Here is a 19,350-nt window from a genome sequence, read left to right on the forward strand (position 1 = left end):
GAGTTTGGCTTAATTGACTTTGCAGGCGTAACAATTTATATGGTTGCTGCGTTTATAAGTGGTATATTGTTATTTAAGTTTAAAATTAAATTTGATCCCGTTGAAATTTACTCTCCCGACCGGCCTTATTGGAATGCTCATTTATCTTTTGTTGCCCTGTACACTCGTCCAGGCTCAAAATCAATACGTGAACTACACGCCATTGAATTTCGTTGAAAACAAAGGGCAATGGGATAAACCAGTATTGTATAAAGCTGAAATGGGAGCTGCGGAAGTATACTTGGAAAAAACCGCTTTTACTTTCCTGGTACTGAACAAAGATGACCTGTATAACTTAAATGACCGGATCCACGGGCACTCACACCGCGGAGATACTATCTATATCCCACGCAACGGTTCAGCGCCGGGCTCCAAACCAGCCGAACCCGTTTCCAAATCTTTCCCTGAAGTACGCGGACATGCCTACCGGGTAAATTTCCTCAATGCCAACCAGCAGGTAGCTATAACCACCGACAAGGAACAGGAAGGGATCAGCAACTACTTCATTGGAAACGACCGTTCTAAATGGGCCACCAATGTTAAATCCTATCAAAGCATCAACTACAATAACATTTACAAAGGGATCGATGCACATGTATATTCTGAAGCGTCTCAACTGAAATATGACCTGATCATTCACCCGGGCGCTAATCCGGATGATATCCAGTTGCAGTACGACGGAACAACAGGCATGGAAATAAAGAAAGGCCAGTTATATGTACACACGACCGTAGGCGATGTAATAGAACAACTGCCTTACGCCTACCAGTACATTAATAATCAGCGTGTACCCGTAAAAGTGAGTTACAAGCTGAATGGAACCAGGTTGGGTTTCAAGGTATCGGGCGAGTATAACAGGGCTTATCCCCTGGTTATTGACCCCGTATATGTATTTTCTACCGTTTCGGGCTCCCGGTCCGATAACTGGGGATTTACCGCAACCTACGACGACGCAGGTAATTTCTACGGAGGAGGTATTGTGTTTGGCGGTTCTTATCCTGTAACTACCGGCGCCGTACAAAGCGCTTTTGGCGGGGGAAAGTTCGATATTGCTATTTCCAAGTTCAATCCCAATGGTACCCGTCTTATATATGCCACTTTTATAGGCGGCAGCGGGTTAGAGCAACCACATAGTTTGTTTGTAGACCCGCAAGGTAACCTGGTGATCTCCGGTCGTACCAACAGTGGCGATTACCCGGCCGATAATGTGGAAGGAACAAGAGGCGGATGGGATATTGCCGTTACCAAACTGAACGCCCTGGGAAGCGGCATCATAGGAAGCCTGATCATTGCAGGCAGCAATAATGATGGAGTGAATACCGACGAGAACAGGGAAAGAGGGACTTCTGGCCTGTTAAGAAATTATGGAGATGACGCCAGGAGCGAAGTAGTAATAGATAATGCCGGCTATATTTACGTGGCAAGTAGTACAAACTCTGACGACTTTCCCCGTACTGCCGGCCAGTTTCAGCCAAAGCTGGCAGGCGGACAGGATGGAGTGATCATGAAGATCAACCCGCTTTGCCGGGCATTGGTCTGGGCCAGTTACCTGGGAGGAAAAGCCAACGATGCCGCTTACGTGATTGCACTGAATGGCCTTAACACCTTATACGTAGCTGGTGGAACAATGAGCGATGATTTCCCTATAAAAGGCAAGGTTATTTATCCTGATTACCGCGGAGGCGAATGTGATGGCTTCGTAGCGCATATTTCCAACGACGGAAAAACTATTTTGCAATCTACTTTCCTGGGGGCCGACAACAGGGCGGCCGACCAGGTCTACGGCGTGCAGCTGGATAAGAACGGGTTTGTATATGTAATGGGAACAACCAATGGTAACTGGCCTATAAAGCTGGTGAACCCCCGTTATTATAATGGAAACGGGTTGCAGTTTATCGCGAAACTGCAACCAGATCTTTCAGACTTCGTTTATTCAACCACTTTTGGAAGAAGTAAATCGGTAGTTTCCGCACCTAATATTTCTCCCACCGCTTTCCTGGTCGACAGGTGCGAAAACGTGTATGTTTCCGGTTGGGGAGGCGGCATCAATACCCAGTTAAGATATGATAACTCCTCTACCGCCGGCATGTTTGCATCGGATGATGCATTGCAAAAGAGCACTGATGGTAAAGACTTTTACTTCTTCGTGTTGCAGCGGGATGGTTCTGCACCGTTATATGGTTCTTATTTTGGAGGAAACGGGCTTTATGAGCACGTTGATGGAGGAACGAGCCGGTTCGACAGGAACGGTATTATTTACCAGGGTATTTGCGCCTGGTGTAATATAGACCCAAGCGGGTACAAACCCCGGTATCCCACTACTCCGGGCGCCTATTCCAGCACTCCCCCGATGTCGTGTAACTTCGGCGGGTTGAAAATTGCTTTCAACCTGGATGGCGTAAAGGTTGGCGTTAAAACCCTCGACAGGAGAAAGAACTATTGCGTACCGGAAAATATCACTTTTGTAGATACTACCCGTTTGCCGGGAACAGCTCCGGGAACAGCTTATGAATGGCATTTTAACTACGGCACGCCGGATGTACAAGTAGTAAAAGGAGGGCCAGAATTAGATACCATTACTCACCCCTTTACAAAAGTAGGGACATGGCGGGTGATGGTCGTAAAATTCGATCCCAGCAGTTGTAACGGTTCCGATACCGCATATATAGACGTGAAACTTGGCACTAACCGGGCCGACCTGGTTTTTGACGCTAAACGTCAGGACCCTTGCGACAGTCTGAAATACATGTTCACCAATCTTTCTACACCAGCCGACCAGTTTAAGGACAGTTCGTTCATACTCGATTTTGGAGATGGTACGGCGCCGCTTTATACAGGTATCGACGCCTTCCCTATTTTCCATTATTATCAGAATGCAGGTACTTATACAACTACGCTCACACTGGTAGATACTAATTTCTGTAACGCTCCCCAGACTATTACCAGGCAGCTGAGAGTGGCCATTAACGTAGAAGCAAGGTTTAACCTGCCTGATACATTATGTAGAGGTACTGAAATACAGATGGAAAATACCTCGCTGGGTGGTGAAACATTTGAATGGACATTCAGTGATAACGGCCAGAAATCCAATGATCCTTACCCGATACATAAGTTCGATGATTCGGGCAACCACACAGTTACGTTAGTAGTACTGGATCCTAACACCTGCAACAAGGAAGATACAATTGTGAAGCACGTAGTGGTAATGGATCCTCCAATCGTGGATTTTGAATATTCGCCGCTTAAGCCTGTCGAGAATACGCCGGTGCAGTTCGTGAATACGTCAATCGGTGCAACGAAGTACCTGTGGGATTTCGGAGATGGAGATACTTCCAGCCAGGTAGATCCTTCTCACCAATACCTGAGAACAGGTACTTACCATGTGTGCCTGACGGGAGTGAATGAAGCGGGTTGCAGTGAAACAACCTGTAAGGAAGTAAGTGCAATAGTAGTACCATTGTATGATGTACCTAATGCATTTGCGCCTACGGGTAAAAACAATATATTCTACGTTAAAGCTTTTGGCGCCACCAAATTCAATCTGAAAATTTTTAATCGCTGGGGACAAATGGTTTTTGAAAGTTCTGATCCACGAATCGGATGGGATGGAACATATAAAGGGAATCTGCAGCCGATGGATGCATATGCTTATGTTGTAAATCTTGAATTTACGGATGGTACCAAAGCCAGCAAAACCGGAAGTGTAACCTTGTTAAGATGATGAGCCATGAATCAGATTGCTAAATTATTCACTTGTCTGGCAATTTTGTGTGTTGTTGCGATGGAAAGTTCAGGACAGGACCTCCATTTCTCACAGTTTTTTAATTCGCCATTGACAACTAACCCCGCTAATACCGGTTTTATCCCGGATGGCAACTACCGGATTGGTATCAATTACCGTGACCAGTGGTCTTCAATTCCCGTTCCTTACAGAACCATGTCGGCATTCGGCGATTTCCAGTTATTCAGGGACCGCCTGGAATATGGATGGGTAGGGATTGGAGGTATGATCCTGAGAGATGTGGCGGGTGCAGGCAACCTGACTTCTACGAAGGCTTATGGTTCTATCGCCTATCACCAGCTGTTAGGTTTCAGCAGTTTGTTATCACTCGGGTTCAACGCCGGATCGGCAGGCAAAAGAGTTGATATGTCCAAACTCCTGTTTGCGGACCAGTGGAACGGCAAGTTCTTCGATTCACAGATCCCTACAGGAGAACTGATCACGCAAAGCAGTGTGAATTATTTCGATCTGCAGGCCGGTATGAACTATGCGTATTTCCCTAACGACAATATTTATGTGAATGTAGGCTTCTCTGTGCAACACATTAATACTCCCAGGGAAACCTTCTTTGAAGGCAACAACGTTGTCCCCCGCCGTTATATTGGCTTCCTGAATGCAAGCATTAAAATGAGCGATAAGGTTATTCTGAATCCAGGCGGCTATTATGCGAGGCAGGCAGGGGCGAAGGAGTTGATGTTGGGAGCTAACGCTGCTTACAATTTATCCGGCGATGGGGTGCAACAGTTATTCGGCGGACTTTATTACAGGGCCAATGACGCAGCTATATTCCTTGTGGGGTACCAGCTGCAACAGTTCAAGCTGATGTTTAACTACGATATCACTACTTCCAACCTGGCGGCTGCAAACAACCGCAGGGGGGCATACGAGCTGGGTTTGGTTTACACAGGCCTGTACCAGAACTTAACTTTTTCCCATGCGAGAAGGTCTACCATCTGTCCTTCTTTCTAACCCGGGATTGTTGACTAAACAACGTCGTTCCCGGAAATTATCAATAGAATTTTTAATCATATTTTTAACATAAATAAACAGATATTTGAACCCGGAAGCAACGTAAAACAGATAGTTGCCTGGTCAGTATAACTAGAAATATTTATAGCTAATATGAAACGTATATTCCTCAGCCTTTTGTTTATCCTCGCTGTTCACCTGGCAAATGCACAATACTATAAAAGCGCTGATACGCTTAGAAGGGGAGGATTTGATAAGAGCCGCCTGATCATCGGAGGGTCTTTAGGCGCCGTATTCGGAGACTATACCAATCTTGATATCTCACCCATTGTTGGTTATCGCTTTAACGACTATATAGCCGCAGGTATCAACATTAATGGTCAATACGGTAGCTACAGGCTCAGAGATATTAACGATAATACCATTCAGCGGGATAAATACACCATCTTTGGCGCCGGCGTGTGGGGCCGGGTATACCCGATACCGGTTTTATTCGTACACATTCAACCCGAAAATAACTTCATCAATCAATCCAGTACCTATTACAATGGCGCCGGCCAGAAAACCACTTATAAGACCAATTACAGCGTACCAAGTTTATTGGTTGGCGCTGGTTATACCCAGGGCATCGGTGGCCGGGTGGGTATAGGAATTTCAATTTTGTACGATGTTATCCAGGATGCGAGGTCGCCTTACCGCAACAACGTGGTATATAGGGTAGGCGCGGGCCTGGGTTTTTAGCATGCAACGGGCAACCAGGTATGCTCACCCCAGGAGAGCCTGACGATAGTAAACGGGTCGCGAGGCGCCGGGATAACCCTTCTTTTGCCTGACGAGGGAGATAACGGGAACGTATACAAGATAAATTAGGTTATTGAAAGAATTATATATAAATTAATATTCAATAGCGACCAAAACGATAGTATCAGGCTTTCTAAAGATATTACCAGCGTATTATTTATTGGTCATTGCCAACATTAGCAACGTTTTCTGCAGCGATGCTTTATCAGCGACGCTGCACGTTCATAACGTGTTAAATGGAAAGCGGGTTCCTTTATAGTTACCTGCTTTTTTTGTTTATTGCATCCCACTGTTAGCCAATTATTTTAACTTACAGCTTATTGCACCGTATATTATTCAGGTGTGGAGATAAACAAAAAAGTATTCGCATGAACAGCAGTATTAAAAATTTAAAGGAAAGGGACTGGACAGAGACGCGCGCGCACAGTAGTTGGCAGATCTTTAAGATAATGGCGGAGTTCGTTGATGGATTTGAAAAATTAGCTAAAATAGGCCCTTGTATCTCTATATTCGGTTCTGCACGTACGAAACCAGGCAGCAGGTATTACAACCTGGCCCAGGAAATAGCCACTAAACTGGCAGAAGAGGGATTCGGGATCATCACCGGCGGAGGACCCGGTATCATGGAAGCCTCCAACAAAGGCGCACAGAGCGCACACGGCAAATCAGTAGGCGCCAACATTACCCTGCCGCATGAGCAGCGGCCCAACGATTACATCGATCCGGAAAACAATCTCAATTTCGACTACTTTTTTGTTCGTAAAGTAATGTTCACCAAATACTCACAGGGATTTGTGATGATGCCGGGGGGATTTGGAACGATGGACGAATTTTTTGAAGTAGCTACCCTTATCCAGACCCGTAAAATGGAGGAAACGCCGCTTGTATTGGTAGGCAGGGAATACTGGTCAGGATTGCTGGAATGGATCCGTAATGTAATGATGGAGAAAGAAAGTAATATTAACCCGGAAGACCTGGGATTATTGCAGCTGTTTGATACTGCCGACGAAGTAGTGGAGTATTTCAGGGTATTCTACACCACCAATAAGCTCAGACCAAATTTCTGATAACTGGTAATCTTTTTCAGGAAGCTATCCCGGAACTTACAGTATATCAACGTTTCAGGCCAAACGAAAGAATAAAATCCATGCCTGTAACGTTTATAGATATATTATTCCCGGCGATAGCTTTCTTATTTTAATAACCGTAAGCTTTATGCTTTCCCGCTTTATCCCTAGCTTTGCATAAATTTTATAATGTATGGAGCTTGTACCAGCAGCTGTTGAGGCATTTTCGGAAAAGTATACCAGCCCTGAAAGCCAGTTACTTTACCAACTGAACAGGGAAACACACCTAAAGGTAGAACAGCCGCACATGTTGAGCGGCCACGTTCAGGGCCGCCTGTTGAGTATGATCAGCCATATGGTCAGGCCTCAACGAATACTGGAGCTGGGCACTTACACAGGCTATTCGGCCATCTGCCTGGCTGAAGGACTGGCCCCCGGTGGGATCCTGCATACAGTAGATATTGATGAAGAGCTGGAAACCATGTGCCGCAGATATTTTGAGGCTACGGGGAACAAAGACCGAATTAAAATGCATATCGGGAAAGCAGCCGATGTTATCAGTTCTTTAGATGAAACTTTCGACCTGGTGTTTATCGACGCCGATAAAGCAGGTTACGAACAATATTATGATATGGTATGGGAAAAACTCCGGCCGGGAGCCATTATCCTGGCAGATAATGTACTATACCATGGTCAGGTACTTGACCCGGAAGAACAACAGGGGCGGCAGGCTAAAGCAATGGTGAAGTTCTGTGAGAAAGTATTGGCAGATGACCGTGCAGAACAGGTATTGCTGACCATCAGGGATGGATTGCTGGTAATCCGGAAAAAATAATACGCCCATTAAATCCATACATACATGCAAGTAAGAAAATTCTTGTTACTGACCTGTTTTCTTATTGGCTTTGTGAACGTTTTGTTTGCGCAGAAGATCACTACGCAACAGTACATTGCTACCTATAGAAACTTAGCCATTGAGGAAATGCGCCGTACAGGCGTTCCCGCTGCCATTAAACTGGCGCAGGGTATTGTTGAAACGCAATCTGGCAACGGTACATTGTGTTTGCAGTCAAATAACCACTTCGGTATCAAATGTAAAAATACCTGGACCGGTAAAACCATTAAATACGACGATGATGAAGCGCAGGAATGTTTCCGCGTATATGAATCCGCCCGTGATTCGTACCGCGATCACTCGGATTTCCTGAGAAGCAATCCACGTTACGCATTCCTGTTCCAGTTCGATGGCGACGATTATAAATCCTGGGCCTATGGTCTGAAACAGGCGGGATATGCTACCAATAAAACCTATCCCCAGCAACTTATTAAGGTGATCGAAGATTATAACCTGCAGCAATACTCGCTGATCGCTATGGGTAAGATCAAAGCGCCATCAGATGCGTTTCCGGGTACGGATACTTATGCAGAAGCTGCGCCCAGGGAAACCAGGCCTTCTTCATCTGCTCCTTCCCGCAGCTCCTCCGGAACGGCTAAAGCAACCAGTTACCCGAAAGGCATCTTCGAGATCAACGGACGCAAGGCGATTTATGCCAAAGCCGGGGCTTCATTGATTCAACTGGCCAACCAGTATAATAAGAAGCTTCGCAAGCTGGTTAAGTATAACGACCTGGATAATGATAATTCACTTGCCGCTGATATGATCATCTTCCTGGAGAAAAAAAGCAAGAAGGGAGCGAAAGAATTTCATAGCGTGGCAAATGGTGAAACCATGCACAGCGTAGCACAGGCAGAAGGAATACAACTGAGATGGCTGCGCCGTCGTAATAAAATGAACGAAGGAGAAGAACCAGCCGCAGGTCAGCGCCTGACGCTCGACGGGTTCGCGAAAAGCGCGCCTGCACTCTCAAAAAATACAAGGGTTATCAGGGAAGAGGACAAAGAACCTCCTTCCAGTGTTGCAGAGGTAGTGGAAGATGCGAAAGAAGAAATAGCGAAAGCGGCTACGCCTCCTCCGGCAAGGGAAACAACCAAACCAGCAGCCGAGGCGCCAGGTGGAATACCGGTTGCAATGATCGAGGATCTGAAGAAAGCGGGTACAGTTACCACGTCTTCAACCCCAAAAACAACCCCGCCTCCAGCTCCGGCCCCTGCTCCGAAACCGGCAGCAGGAAACCCGGTGAAATACCATGACGTGCAGCCTAAGGAAACACTTTATGGAATAGCTAAAATGTATAATAAATCTGTAACCCAGTTACAGCAATGGAATAACCTCGAGAATTTCGATATCAAGATCGGACAACGGCTGGTGGTTAATAAATAGGCGATCTTTTTTCGCTGATAATTGTTAAATAAGGAAAAGTAGAAGTATTATGTCAGTGATCCAGGTGCATGACAAGCGATTTAAACCCTATATCAGCGCTGCGGAAATAACGCAGCGGGTGAAAGAGATGGGAGAACAGATCAGTAAGGATCTTGAAGGAGAGCGCCCTTTATTCATTGCCATTCTGAATGGCTCGTTTATGTTTGCAGCAGAGATGTTCAAACATATCTCTATAGAGGCTGAGATTTCTTTTGTAAAACTTGCATCATACAAAGGAACTAAATCAACCGGTAATGTTATTACGGCGATCGGGTTGGATGAAGATCTCTTCGGTCGTACAGTGGTGATCCTGGAAGATATTATTGACTCGGGAAAAACGTTGAGCATGTTCCTGCCACAGCTGGAGCACCAGCAACCTAAGAAATTGCTTGTTACTGCTTTACTGACGAAGCCGGATGCCGTTACGCATCCAATTAAGATAGATTATCTTGGGTTCTCTGTTCCTAATAAATTCCTTCTGGGTTATGGATTGGATTATGATGGGTTAGGAAGGAACCTGCCGGAGATCTACCAGTTGGAAGAGTAGTATTGGAAAACAAAAGAAGATAATAGAACAAAGAGGCGAAAATGACTTAAATCATTTTCGCCTCTTTGCGTTATGTTATCTCATTGATTAGGTGTGCTTATCTTTTTGAAACGATGAATTAAAGACTAATAAAGACCCTTAAATCTCCTCAAAAAAATCTATTAAGAATCTGCATTTGAGTTATCTAATGATTTATTTTCACGTCTGGTAAAAAAATATAGCGTTATGACAGTTGATAACATCACTACAATTATCATTGCTGTAGCTTTTTTCGCAGCAATATTATCTCCTGTTTCCCAGTTTATAAAAGCTCTTTTTTACAACCCTAAAAAGTTAAGGATTAAAAGTAAAAGCGGGGAAATTGTTGAACTGGATTTAGAAAAGAAAGATATAGAAGCAATGATCCGGTTTTTGACTGTTTTATCGGAGTACAAATAATTGACACTTGGAAAAAGTTAAACCCCAGGTATCCTCTGCCAATACAGACAGTATTGCAGGAGCAGGCGGAGGAATGTTACTTGTAAAGTTAGCCCAGAACCTATCAGACGAAAATGAATTTAAGTCTTGGTTATTAATTTTGGCTCCTGCATTTGCGTTATTCATTAAATATATCTGGAATTTTTTCTCTCCGGAAGTGTCTTTTTCAGTAAAGATGTTTAGAGTGAAAAAATCCAGGAATAAGTTAATAGAACAAGTTGAGGTGCTACTAAACGATTCTACATTCAGTGAGGAGAATAAAGTTATACTGCGCCAGATCGTTGAGGAAACGAAGATGTCGTCGGTGAAACTGGCTTCACAGTATTATAAAGCTACTATAGAATCGTAAAAGCAGGCATGCGGCTTATTACTAAACAATTTAATAACTAAAGTCAGGCGATAGGTAATATTTCTATTTACCTTACTTTGAGAAATCATCTTCTTTGCAAGAAATTCAGTATCTTAAAGTATGCGATTATTCTTCTTGCTTATACTTCTGGCAGGTGGAAAACTGGCAGCACAAACAGTATGGATTGCTGGCGCAGTAGAAGATAGTATTACACATCACCCCATCCCAGGCGCCGTAGTCTGGGTAATAAATGATAACGCTGCAGATACTTCACATGCTATCAGGTACCGGACAGTAACCAATGCTTATGGTTTATTCAGCATTGAAATGCCCCATGCCAGCGGCAACCTGTTAATCACCCATCCGCAATACCAATCAAAAATACTGGCTGTTAAAGCTAAAGATAAGCCATTAGTGGCCCTGGGTCCGCTGCAGCCCGGCGGCGACCCGGTTAAGATAGCCAAGGCCAAAGCAAGGATACTTGAAAACAGCAATCCTTACTATGGCAACAATGCTATAGGAACACATTCTTTTTATAATGAAACATACGGGGTATTATATGAGAACCCTTTTACAAAAACATGGAAACAGCCCTCATCTACGTTTGCCGTAGATGTAGACAGGGCAGCCTATAGCAACATCAGGAGATTCCTGAAACAGAAAGAATCTGTTCCGCCTGACGCAGTCAGGGTAGAAGAGATGATCAACTACTTTCATTACCAGTATCCGCCACCCACAGGCACGCAACCATTGAAAGTTTATAGTCAATACACCGATTGTCCCTGGGCGCCTGGTCACAGGTTGCTGGAAATAGCTATCAGTGCAATGGTGTTGGATGCATCTGCTTTGCCTCCCAGCAACCTCGTATTCCTGATAGACGTTTCAGGCTCTATGGGTGCACCAGCCAAACTATCGTTATTACAGGCAGCATTCAGGATATTAACCAATAATCTGCGACCGGTAGATAAAGTAGCGATTGTGGCTTACGCCGGGAAACCCGGACTTGTACTGCCTTCTACGCCCGGCGACCAGAAAGATAAGATCCTTAACGCGATCGATAATTTAAAGACCGGCGGTTCCACAGCCGGTGAAGCGGCCATAAAAATGGCTTATAAGATTGCAGCAGAACAGTATGTAGCTAATGGCAACAACCGTGTAATACTGGCAACAGACGGCGATTTTAACGTAGGCCAGTCTACCGATGAAGAAATGGAAGCATTGATCTCCGAACAGAAAGAGAGCGGAGTGCTGCTCACCTGTTTGGGATTTGGTATGAAGAATTACAAGGACTCCAAGTTGCAAATCCTTTCCCGGAAAGGAAATGGCAACTTCGCGTATATAGATAACCTGGAAGAGGCAAGCAAGATATTTGCCCATGAATTTGGCGGTACCATGTTTACTGTTGCCAGGGATGTGCAAGCTACAGTGAACTTCAATCCGGATGCAGTAAGATCGTATAGGCTTATTGGTTATGAGAATAAAGTATTGCCGGCCGACAGTACCATTCATAAAGTATACGGTGGCGGCATAATCGGAAGCGGGCATTGTGCAGTAGTGATGTATGAAATAATACCTGCTGCGGGGAAAAGTGATTCGCTGGCCAGTGTTCAGATTAAATACAGGTTGCCTGCAGATACTGCGATATGTGAACTCGCTGCCAGTATTGGGAACAATATGCAGGCCTTTGCCTCAGCATCAGACGATCACCGTTTTGCTGCGGCTGTAGCGTTATTTGGAATGATACTTCGCCAATCTGCATACCTCGGCGATGGTAATATGGCTATGGTTCAGCAGATCGCTGAAAAGGCCAGGGGAGAAGATCCGGGAGGTTACAGGCAGGAATTCCTGAAACTTCTGAAGCTGGTGAATAAACGAAAGAAATAGTTTTACTTAACCAGCTTATAACATTTACGGATCAGTTTCTGCTGGAAGTCGAAAGGCAGGGTTTGAGCGGTAATATCCTTGATGCTGCTTGCTTCTATATTCTCTGTATCCAATACAAACCTCCTGTAATTGTTACTGAAATAGACTATGCCGCCTTTTTTGGTAGCCATTAATACCTTATTGAGCAGGGTAACATGATCGCGCTGTATATCCAGGAAATCCTTCATTCTTTTGCTGTTGGAGAATGTAGGAGGGTCCATGATCACCAGGTCGTAAGTATTTATTTTCAGGTTATCCAGGTATTGCAATACATCAGCATGTTCGTAGATATATTGAGGTCCTTTAAAACCATTCAGGTGCATATTCTCCTCAGCCCAGGCCAGGTAGGTTTTAGAGAGGTCTACACTGGTTACTTCTGCCGCTCCTCCTGCGGCTGCGTATACGGAAAAAGACCCGGTATAGCAGAACAGGTTCAGCACTTTTTTGCCTTCAGCTTCATTTCTCACCATTCCCCTCGTGATCCTGTGATCAAGGAAAAGCCCTGTATCCAGGTAGTCGGAAAGGTTAACCTTGAAGTTTAAGCCAGCTTCGTGGGCTGTAAGGATATGGCTTTCTGCACTGAGCTTTTCGTATTGGCTTTGACGGTTTTCTTTACGCTGCCGTTGTTTAACCCAGATATTGCTGGGCGGTATCTCCAATATTTTGCTGATCAGTTCAAGGCAGTTGTCGAGCCAGGCTTCGTGCGCTTCGTCATCCATCCCATGTTTGCGGCTGTATTCAGCAATATAGGCGTGGTCTTCATATATCTCGATGCTAAAGGGGAATTCGGGAATGTCGTCGTCATATACCCGGTAGCAGGTAATATGTTGGCGACGTGCAGATTTGGAAATATGACGGAAAACTTTTGTTAACCTATTCTCGAACATTTGCATTTTAGCATCCATGGGCGTGAGGTTTCGCGCAAAGTTGCCAAGAAGGCAAAGAAGCATAAGATGTTTTTAATAGAATTTTAAGAAAGCAAAGAAGCATTGATTATTAAAATATAATCGCACTTTGCTTTCTTACTCTTCTTAACAAAAATCTTATGCTTCTTTGCCTTCCTTTGCTGCTTTGCGAGCAATATTAACTAAAGATATCTCTTACTTTTTCAAAGAAACCTTTCTCTGATTTTTCAGGATTAGGTTTGAAGTTTTCAGAAGATTGCATTTTGTCGAGCATTGCTTTTTCTTCTGAGGTAAGGTTTTGTGGCGTCCATACATTTACATGGATCAGTTGATCGCCTTTCTCGTAAGAGTTTACGGAAGGGAATCCTTTACCTTTCAGGCGGAAGATCTTACCGCTTTGCGTGCCTGCCGGTATTTTGATCTTCGCTTTACCGTCGATGGTCGGCACTTCCAGGGAGGTTCCATAAACGGCGTCCGGGAAGGAGATGTACAGATCGTAGGCAACGTTCAGGCCATCGCGTTGTAATTCCGGATGCGGTTCCTCTTCTATGAGGATAAGGAGGTCGCCAGGTGCGCCGCCTCTTTCGCCGGCGTTACCTTTGCCGCTCATGCTTAACTGCATGCCTTCCTGTACGCCTGCCGGGATATCGATGCTTACGGTTTCTTCGCCATACATACGTCCTTCACCTTTACAGTGGGTACATTTGCTGGTTACGATCTGGCCTTCGCCGTTACAGGTAGGACAGGTAGTTACTGTTTGCATCTGGCCCAGGAAGGTTTGGGTAACCTTTCTTACCTGGCCGGAGCCGCCACAGGTATTACATGTCTGGAAGGCATTTTTATCTTTTGCTCCGAGGCCGCCGCAGTGTTGGCAGGGAACATATTTTTTTACTTTGATCTTTTTATTGGCGCCTTTAGCTATTTCTTCGTAGGTAAGGCGGATCTTCACGCGAAGGTTGGAACCGCGTGTACCTCTGCCCCGGCGGTTGCCGCCACGGCCACCACCACCGAAGAAACTTCCGAAGATATCGTCGTTCCCGAAAATATCCCCGAAGTTGCTGAAGATGTCTTCCATGTTCATACCACCACCGTACCCACCACGGTTGCCATTCATGCCAGCATGGCCAAAGCGGTCGTATTGCGCTCTTTTTTCAGGATCGCTCAATACTTCGTATGCTTCGGCGGCTTCTTTGAACTTTTCTTCCGCCTCTTTATTATTAGGGTTGCGGTCGGGATGGTATTGCATAGCCACCTTGCGATAAGCTTTTTTTATCTCATCCTGAGAGGCGGTTTTGGAAACAACCAGTATTTCGTAATAATCTCGCTTGGTAGACATTATAAAAATTGCTTATAACTGGCGCCAGGCGCCAGCTTTTATCTGTAAAAAATATTGTTTTACGTCAGCAATAGGCATAGGCCATAAAGTTAGAGGTTATGCCACATCGTCATTTTATTTGCCCACAATTACCTTAGCATGACGGATCAATTTGTCATTCAGGTAATATCCTGGTTGCAGTACATCTACTACTTTTCCTGACTGTTCCGGAGTAGGAGCAGGGATTTCAGTGATCGCATCATGCAGATCCGGATCAAACGGAGTATCTAAACTCTCCATTGGCTTAAGTCCTTTGGCTTGCAGGGTGTTTTTCAGCTTGTTAAATACTAATTTAACACCATCTTTAACAGCCTCAATATCAGTAGTATTTTCTAATTGCTTTAAAGCTCTGTCGCTATCGTCTAAAACGTCGAGCAAAGATAAGATAACTTCTTTACCCGCTGTTTGCAGCAGTTCTACCTTTTCCTTTGCTGTACGCTTACGATAGTTATCGAACTCTGCCTGCAATCTCAGATATTTATCACGCAATTCGTTTATTTCCTGTTCTTTTTTCTCCAATTCACCAGCTTCACCTGACTCATTACTAGCATTAGAACTATTGCTCATGTCTTCTGCCGGTCTGCTTTTTTCGTTTTCGCCGTTGGTAGCCTGACCGTTTGTCTGCATGTCTTTTTCGTTTTCTGTCATAATAAGTAATAATTGTCTGCACCTCCTAGCAGTCAATTTCTTTGCCAACAGGCGGTTTGCCGACAAAAAGGCAGGATTGGCGCCCGCTTGCCTGAATAATACATAAAATCCCAAAATAAAGTGGGAACTTTGCCGCTTCGAATCAGTAGGTAATGACGAAAGTTTTTTTAAAGAAACAAATACAAAACAGGGTTCTGTTAGGGCATCCCTGGGTTTTTGGTAACGAAGTAGCCGAAATTAAAGGCGATGTAACCCCTGGCGATATAGTTGAAGTTTTCACACATAAAGGTATTTTCGTGGGTAAGGGGTATATCAATCCTCAATCCCAGATCCTCGTGCGTATTCTCACCCGCGACCGCAACGAGATCATTAACGATGAATTCTTCTATCAACGTATCCTTAAATGCTGGCAATACCGGCAGAAAATAGGATATGTTGAAAACTGCCGGCTGGTGTTTGGAGAAGCGGACGATCTGCCCGCCCTCGTAATAGATAAGTTCAATGACTATTTCGTTATTCAGACGATGGCGTTGGGGATAGAAAGATGGAAAGATGCAATTGTTGCTGCACTGAACCGTATTTTCCAACCTAAAGGCATCTATGAACGCAACGATGTTCCGGTACGCGAGCTGGAAGGCATGCAACAACAGAAAGGCTTCCTGAGCGCGCCTTTCGATACCAATATCATCATCAACGAAAATGGACTGAAGTTCCATGTGGATATTGTAAACGGCCAGAAAACAGGCTACTTCCTTGATCAGCAGGACAATCGCCGCGAGATCAGGAATATCGTGAAAGGAGCCGATGTACTGGAAGCATTCTGTTACACAGGTACTTTCTCCTGCCACGCAGGATATTACGGCGCTAAAAAGGTACTGGGACTGGATATTTCAGAAACGGCTATTCAAACCGCCCGCCGCAACGCTACCCTGAATGGCCTCGACGATATCTGCAAGTTCGAAGCCATCAACGCTTTCGACCAGTTGAAACAGTGGACGAAAGAAGAAAAGAAATTTGATGTAGTAATGCTGGACCCGCCGGCCTTTACCAAGAGCCGTGAAAATATCCAGAAGGCGGTAGCAGGGTATAAGGAGATCAATCTTCGTGGTATGAAACTTCTGAAGCCAGGCGGGTTCCTGGTGACGGCTTCCTGCACCAACCTCGTAAACCCCGAACTGTTCCTGCAAACAATTGATGCGGCGGCAAGAGATGCCAAGAAAAGATTAAAGCAGGTAACTTTCCAATCCCAGGCCCAGGACCATCCTATTCTTCGCAATATTGACAATACTACTTATTTGAAATTTCTTATAGTGGAAGTATCTTGATATCAGAACAGCCTTAACCCGGCTGTTCTGTATTGCCCTATTACAAGATTATTTGTTTAACCTATACCACATTTTCCATGAAAAAATTACTATTAAGTACATTGATGGTGCTGGGCATGAATGCTTATGCACAGAACTTATGGCAGAACAATGGCCCCATTGGCATTGGAACAACTACTCCCGCTACTGCCCTTGAAATCAAAGACGGAACGTTGAAAATCAGCCGGCCTACAGGGCTGGGAGTGATGATGGATATCAATTCAAATGTCAGTTGGGCCAGGGAATATGGAATTACTTCAAGAAGCAAGGGAAAGATGGCGGCCTTTGGAGCTTATGGATATGCCGATACATTGAGATATGCTTATATAGGCGGCGGTTCGCCTACTGATTCAAACGTTTATAACACTCCCTGGATGGTATTTAAGCCCAATGGTAGTATAGGAATTGGTCCTGGTAACATTAATCCTGTTGCTATTTTGAGTGTGAACGGTCCGGTAACGGTATGGTCAGGTGTTAGGTCGGGAGACGCCAGGCCTGCAATTGCTGCGGGGTCGATCAAAGGCGAGATCAGGGCAATAGCTCCTGATTGGGATGCAGGCGACGATGGTTTTCTTAGATTAAGCGCCGGTGGTGGCACAAACCCTCTGACTAAATGCTTCATCGATATTTCGGGATATTCCGTTAACGGTGAGATGAACCAGAATATCATTCTGGGTACAAACGGAACTGAAAGAATGCGGGTCCTTTCCAACGGAAATGTAGGAATCGGCATGACCGCTCCTGATGTGAAACTTGCAGTGAATGGCGATATCAGGGCAAAGAGAATTAAAGTTACTGCAACCGGCTGGCCCGACTATGTGTTCGGTTCTAACTACCAATTGATGGATATTATGCAGGTTGCCGCTTTCATTGAAAAGAATAAACACCTTCCGGAGCTGCCTTCCGCCGCCCAAGTAGAGAAAGATGGAGATATAGAACTAGGGGATATGAACAAGGTGTTGTTAAAGAAGATAGAAGAACTCACCCTGTATATCATTGAACTAAAGAAAGAAAATACGGCCATGAAAGAAAGGTTAGACAGGAACGGCATTGAATAAACGCGGCAAATGAAATCAACAACCGTTACGCGATCCGAATCTGGTACAGGGCCCATCCATTTCATAGCACACCAGACATTATTTTAAACAACATCAAATAAAAAGTGCTGGCCTTGGCCAGCACTTCAAAAGAGTATAAATATTCAATAAGCTGATTATTTTATTACGTTAAACTTTCCTGATTCAACCAGGTTCCCTCGCTGATCCCGTAGCTGGAAGATGTATAACCCGTTATAATAATTACTCAGGTTTACCGTTGTTCTGCTACTGATGCCTTTCAACTGCTCAATTTTCTTTCCCAGAAAATTGTACACAATAAGATCATACAAACGATCGTTATTATGCTGTTGCTGAATTTCGAAATTGATAATCGTGGTAGCAGGGTTGGGGTATAACTTCACAATCTTACTACCCCCATCCGGATTTGGTTGGGTTTTTTCGCTTTGAGCCTTACCAATTAACGTGGTGAGACTAAAAACCATTAAGAGAAGTAGGGTAGAGGTTTTCCACATATACTATAAAAATAAAATTTTATTCAAATATATCCTAATTTTTGTTTGATAAAATCCGCCCATCTGAGGACATTGCACACCTTGTAAAAATAACAAACCACAGGCCATTTTGTTAATATTTCCTAATTTTTTATGTAAAATTTAACGCTTGGAAAGAAATTGATTTATGTGTTGATTTTCAATGCGTTAGAATCGAGGGCAATTGACGCTTTCCAGGGTTGAGTTCCGGCTGTTCAAAAATCCTTTGAAAACCAGGGAAATTTCGAATCCCCCAAAACTCTGACTCGCCGTCTTCAACTGCGAAATATTCGCGTCGTAACTCATACCTATTTCGTATTTATCCATATCAAGCTTGATCGTCGGGATCACCGCATCCCCCCAGCGTAGAAACAGCCCCCCATAGACCGCTCTTGTGGATTCTAATCCACGGTCCATCAACCCATACCCGATCAACGCCCCGCCAATATACTCCGAATATGTGCCCTGGTGAAGCTGGTTATAATGAGCGATCAGTTTTACCCGCTCCTCAAGTGGTATTGTGATCCCTGCATTAAAGGTGAGTTTAGGGTCCAACTCGATATTCTTGTCATTGTAAAAGGAGATCTTGGGCCTGTTAAAATGGAAATATCCTACCCCGATGAAATAATTCACATCTTCTCCAATTACACTGTTATAACTTAATCCTACTCCGGCATCAAGATAACTGTATCCTTTAAGCGCCAGCTTCCCCTCTTCACCGGTGGCCGCCCCCGGATCGAACCGGCCATTGGTATACTGGTTATCAAATGTCATATGAGAAGGGTCGAATTGCCGCTGCACCAATCCTCCCATGAAACCCATAGAAAGGAAACTGCTTTTATCGGCATTCAGCGATTTATGGTAGTTCAATGCCGGAAGCACCTGGACCGACTGCAACCTGCTGGTACCAGCCCTGTCGTAAGTGAACTGCAGACCGGTCGTGAGGTAATCGTTCCCTCTGCCAACAGGAAATTTGATCTCCCCGCTCAGGGTACCCGTCTGGTATGGCACCGTTACGCTGTTCCATTGGTTGCGGTATACCGCCTGCACGCGAACGTCGCCATTGAAGATCCCTATCAGCGCAGGATTCCGCAGTATCGGCGTTTCATAGAATTGAGATAAATGTATATCCTGGGCATACAACGATTTTACACCTGTCAGGCAGGCAATCAATAGTATCCGGTATATGAGTTTCAT

General features: G+C 44.7%; 17 protein-coding genes. 12 read left to right on the forward strand and 5 right to left on the reverse strand.

What is annotated here, in order from left to right; genetic code table 11:
* Nucleotides 1–100 precede the first annotated feature (100 nt).
* The 10 genes from BLV62_RS15170 (at nucleotide 101) to BLV62_RS15215 (ending at nucleotide 12,234) form a co-directional block, all read left to right on the forward strand.
* A complete protein-coding gene (locus BLV62_RS15170) occupies nucleotides 101–3,760 on the forward strand; it encodes a DUF7948 domain-containing protein (protein WP_139170185.1) in 3,660 nt (1,219 codons plus the stop codon).
* Nucleotides 3,761–3,766: 6 nt separating this feature from the next.
* A complete protein-coding gene (locus tag BLV62_RS15175) occupies nucleotides 3,767–4,789 on the forward strand; it encodes a PorP/SprF family type IX secretion system membrane protein (RefSeq protein WP_089762814.1) in 1,023 nt (340 codons plus the stop codon).
* Between the two features lie 153 nt (nucleotides 4,790–4,942).
* Nucleotides 4,943–5,530 (forward strand): hypothetical protein, encoded by a 588-nt coding sequence (locus BLV62_RS15180; RefSeq protein WP_089762815.1) that lies wholly within the window; start codon nucleotides 4,943–4,945, stop codon nucleotides 5,528–5,530.
* Nucleotides 5,531–5,958: 428 nt separating this feature from the next.
* Nucleotides 5,959–6,657, forward strand: coding sequence for an LOG family protein (locus tag BLV62_RS15185; protein ID WP_089762816.1), 699 nt, complete (start codon nucleotides 5,959–5,961; stop codon nucleotides 6,655–6,657).
* A 193-nt stretch (nucleotides 6,658–6,850) separates the two neighbouring features.
* Nucleotides 6,851–7,492 carry an O-methyltransferase gene (locus BLV62_RS15190; RefSeq protein ID WP_089762817.1) on the forward strand — a complete coding sequence of 214 codons (642 nt, stop codon included), beginning with the start codon at nucleotides 6,851–6,853 and terminating at the stop codon, nucleotides 7,490–7,492.
* A gap of 24 nt (nucleotides 7,493–7,516) precedes the next feature.
* Nucleotides 7,517–8,938: a glucosaminidase domain-containing protein gene (locus tag BLV62_RS15195; protein ID WP_089762818.1), complete on the forward strand. Its 1,422-nt coding sequence runs from the start codon at nucleotides 7,517–7,519 to the stop codon at nucleotides 8,936–8,938.
* A gap of 49 nt (nucleotides 8,939–8,987) precedes the next feature.
* Nucleotides 8,988–9,524, forward strand: coding sequence for a hypoxanthine phosphoribosyltransferase (gene hpt, locus BLV62_RS15200; RefSeq protein ID WP_089762819.1), 537 nt, complete (start codon nucleotides 8,988–8,990; stop codon nucleotides 9,522–9,524).
* 225 nt (nucleotides 9,525–9,749) lie between these two features.
* Nucleotides 9,750–9,962: a hypothetical protein gene (locus BLV62_RS15205; RefSeq protein WP_089762820.1), complete on the forward strand. Its 213-nt coding sequence runs from the start codon at nucleotides 9,750–9,752 to the stop codon at nucleotides 9,960–9,962.
* 7 nt (nucleotides 9,963–9,969) lie between these two features.
* On the forward strand, nucleotides 9,970–10,350 hold the full coding sequence (locus BLV62_RS15210; RefSeq protein WP_089762821.1) for a hypothetical protein: 381 nt from the start codon (nucleotides 9,970–9,972) through the stop codon (nucleotides 10,348–10,350).
* A gap of 120 nt (nucleotides 10,351–10,470) precedes the next feature.
* A complete protein-coding gene (locus BLV62_RS15215) occupies nucleotides 10,471–12,234 on the forward strand; it encodes a YfbK domain-containing protein (RefSeq protein WP_089762822.1) in 1,764 nt (587 codons plus the stop codon).
* A gap of 2 nt (nucleotides 12,235–12,236) precedes the next feature.
* On the opposite strand, the gene BLV62_RS15220 is transcribed toward BLV62_RS15215, so the two are convergent.
* The 3 genes from BLV62_RS15220 to BLV62_RS15230 all read right to left on the reverse strand — a co-directional run bounded on the left by BLV62_RS15220 (nucleotide 12,237) and on the right by BLV62_RS15230 (nucleotide 15,201).
* Nucleotides 12,237–13,178 (reverse strand): class I SAM-dependent methyltransferase, encoded by a 942-nt coding sequence (locus BLV62_RS15220; RefSeq protein WP_225889678.1) that lies wholly within the window; start codon nucleotides 13,176–13,178, stop codon nucleotides 12,237–12,239.
* Between the two features lie 178 nt (nucleotides 13,179–13,356).
* Complete coding sequence (gene dnaJ / locus BLV62_RS15225) at nucleotides 13,357–14,514, reverse strand: molecular chaperone DnaJ (RefSeq protein ID WP_089762823.1); 1,158 nt, start codon at nucleotides 14,512–14,514, stop codon at nucleotides 13,357–13,359.
* A gap of 114 nt (nucleotides 14,515–14,628) precedes the next feature.
* Nucleotides 14,629–15,201, reverse strand: a complete 573-nt coding sequence (locus BLV62_RS15230; RefSeq protein WP_225889677.1) for a nucleotide exchange factor GrpE — start codon at nucleotides 15,199–15,201, stop codon at nucleotides 14,629–14,631.
* A 152-nt stretch (nucleotides 15,202–15,353) separates the two neighbouring features.
* Here BLV62_RS15230 and BLV62_RS15235 point away from each other — a divergent pair, with 152 nt between their 5' ends.
* Both BLV62_RS15235 and BLV62_RS15240 read left to right on the forward strand, forming a co-directional pair.
* Nucleotides 15,354–16,526 (forward strand): class I SAM-dependent rRNA methyltransferase, encoded by a 1,173-nt coding sequence (locus tag BLV62_RS15235; protein WP_089762824.1) that lies wholly within the window; start codon nucleotides 15,354–15,356, stop codon nucleotides 16,524–16,526.
* A gap of 77 nt (nucleotides 16,527–16,603) precedes the next feature.
* Nucleotides 16,604–17,623 carry a hypothetical protein gene (locus tag BLV62_RS15240; protein WP_089762825.1) on the forward strand — a complete coding sequence of 340 codons (1,020 nt, stop codon included), beginning with the start codon at nucleotides 16,604–16,606 and terminating at the stop codon, nucleotides 17,621–17,623.
* A 155-nt stretch (nucleotides 17,624–17,778) separates the two neighbouring features.
* Here the strand turns inward: BLV62_RS15240 and BLV62_RS15245 are convergent, their stop codons facing one another.
* The gene (locus tag BLV62_RS15245) at nucleotides 17,779–18,105 is read right to left on the reverse strand and encodes a T9SS type A sorting domain-containing protein (RefSeq protein ID WP_168927947.1); all 327 of its coding nucleotides are present in this window, start codon (nucleotides 18,103–18,105) and stop codon (nucleotides 17,779–17,781) included.
* A 216-nt stretch (nucleotides 18,106–18,321) separates the two neighbouring features.
* Nucleotides 18,322–19,350, reverse strand: coding sequence for a PorP/SprF family type IX secretion system membrane protein (locus BLV62_RS15250; RefSeq protein WP_089762827.1), 1,029 nt, complete (start codon nucleotides 19,348–19,350; stop codon nucleotides 18,322–18,324).

It is taken from the genome of Chitinophaga terrae (ex Kim and Jung 2007) (genome assembly GCF_900107795.1).
Taxonomy (GTDB): Bacteria; Bacteroidota; Bacteroidia; order Chitinophagales; family Chitinophagaceae; genus Chitinophaga; species Chitinophaga terrae.